Here is a 2,265-nt window from a genome sequence, read left to right as displayed (position 1 = left end):
GCGGCGACCAGGGCGGGCCCGGGGGATGGCACGACGGCCGACTCCTCGTGGATGTCCTCCGCCCGCAGGTGGGTGCCGGGCAGCACCAGTTCCTCCACCGTCGGCCGGCGGCCGGTGAGGATCCACCGGCAGACCGCCGCGAGTTGGTAGGCGATCAGCGGTGGCACCGCGTCCCCGATGTGGCGGTAGCGGTTGGCCAGCGCGCCCTCGAAGCGGTAACCGCGCGGGAAGCCGTTGAGGATGCCCAACTCCCGTACCGTGCACAGCCGGTCCTGCACCGGGTGGGCGTACCGACCGTTGCCGACGTGGGCGCACTCGCGCTTGACGGTGGGGGCCGGTCGGTCCCAGGCCATCCGTCCGTACACGTCGGGGAAGCTGCCGAAGTCCCCCCTGCGGGCCGATCGCGCCATGCTGGGGGTCAGGTACCGCTCACCGTCGGGCAGGACCAGCAACTCCCGCCAGGAGCCGCCGTCGTGCGGGATGGCCCGCACCCGGCGCTCGGTCTCGGCGGAGTGGAAGCCGGGCGAGGCGTGCGAGGGGTCCTCGGGGTGCGCGACGCCCGCCGGCAACGGCGGCAGGCCGCCGATCGCGCGGCGGACGGTGATCGCCTCCGGCGCGAGGGAACGCCCGGCCCAGGCGTCCCGCAGGGTGCGCGACACCAAGCCGTCGGCGACCGCGATCACCAGGGCGCGCTCGCGGATCTGCGGCAGACCGAAGTCGGTGAGGAAGTGCCGCTCGGCGTGCACGGTGTAACCGCGCGCCTCCAGATCGGCGCGGAGCATCGCGAAGTGGTGGCTCCAACGGCCCTGCAACAACTCGCGGGCGTTCTCCATCACCAGCACCCGGGGGCGCAGCGCGTCCACGTGCACGATGGTGCGGCGCACCAGACTGTTGCGACGGTCGTCGGCGAGGTGGTTGCGGGCGTTGGTGCGGGAGAAGCCCGTGCACGGCGGACAGGCGGAGAGCACGTCCACCGGTCCGGTGACGCCCATCAGGGCCGTCAACTCGTCGGGTTCGACCTCGCCGAGGTCCACCTCCACCGGCCGCAGGCCCATGTTGGCGGTGTAGGTGGCGTTGCAGGCCAACGCGCCGGGCGGGCTGCTCGGCTTGCCCAACTGCGCGTCGGCGGCGCCGAGCAGGGCGAAGTCCGGCTGGGCGTGGAAGCCGTAGCTCATGCCCCCGCCGCCGGAGAACAGGTCCACCACCGTGAAGGGCGCATCCGGTCGCTCCGGTCCGCCGCCCCGCTCCGTCATCCGCCTGCCTCCCGCAGCCACCCGATGCGCTGGAGACTAACAGTCCCGTCCGGTCCGGGCCGGCACCGCGATCTCAGCGCCCGCGCAGGTGGTCCCGGAGGGTACGGGCGACACGGCCCATCAGCGCCTCGGCGTCGGGCTGGACCGCGGCCGGCACCCGCGACTCGGTGAGGGCCGCGACGGCGAAGCGTCCGCCGTCGGCGTGCTCGACCACCCCGACCTCGTGACGGAGGTTCAACAGGGTGCCGGTCTTGGAGGACCAACGGGCGGAGTCGGAGACCAGGTCCGGGGCCAGACGGTGGCGCAGCAGGTTGTCCCCCATCGCCTCGCGCACCCGGGCGGCGGTCTCCGGGTGGATCCCCGACCCGTCCGTCGGCACCACCCACAACGCCTCCAGCAGGTCGACGAAGGCGCGGGCGGTGCCGCTGTTGGCGCGGCTGACGTCGAGTTGGGGGACGAGGTGACCGCGCCCCCGGGTGCCGGCGTCGATGGCGAGGGCGTGGGCGAGGTGGAGTTCGGCGTCGGGGAGACGTTCGGCGGGGGTGTCGCTCAACTCCCCGATGGTGTGGCGGACGGTGATGCCGCGCAGGCCGTGTTCGCGCAGCAGTCCGGTGACCCGCCCGGGCGGGGTGAGGGCGAACAGGGCGTCGGCGGCGCCGTTGTCGCTGATCGCCACGGCGAGGTGGACGAGGTCGTCGACGGCGACGCGGGCGGGCCGACGGAAGCGGCCGGTGCCGGTGGGTCCGGGCGTACCGCCCGGAGCCGCGCCGGGCGCGATGGTGATCGGCTCGGCGCCGTCGAGCTCGCCGCGCCGGATCCGCTCCACCGTGGCGAGCGCCAGGGGCACCTTGACCAGGGAGGCGGTGGGGAGTTCGAGGTCGGGGTCGATGCCCACCTCCTCACCGGTGTCCAGGTCGCGGACGAGGAAGGAGCCGGTCAGGCCCCCCTCGCGCAGTTCGGCGCGCAGCGCGGTGACCAGCCGCTCGGCGATCACCGGGGCGACCTCCGGGAC

Annotated in this window: 2 protein-coding genes; both read right to left on the bottom strand. The window is 74.3% G+C overall.

Translation table 11 applies throughout. The annotated features are described in order from the left end of the window. Positions 1-1,253 (bottom strand): DNA cytosine methyltransferase (locus tag FNQ90_RS20235; RefSeq protein ID WP_182607669.1); only part of this gene is annotated, 1,253 nt, incomplete at its 3' end. A 73-nt stretch (positions 1,254-1,326) separates the two neighbouring features. Further along, positions 1,327-2,247 (bottom strand): serine hydrolase, encoded by a 921-nt coding sequence (locus tag FNQ90_RS20230; RefSeq protein ID WP_182607668.1) that lies wholly within the window; start codon positions 2,245-2,247, stop codon positions 1,327-1,329. Positions 2,248-2,265 lie beyond the last annotated feature (18 nt).

Origin of the sequence: Streptomyces alkaliphilus, from assembly GCF_014141535.1 — a bacterium.
Taxonomy (GTDB): Bacteria; Actinomycetota; Actinomycetes; order Streptomycetales; family Streptomycetaceae; genus Streptomyces; species Streptomyces alkaliphilus.
Note: the sequence above shows the minus strand (reverse complement) of the source record. Positions and strands in the feature narration are given on the sequence as shown.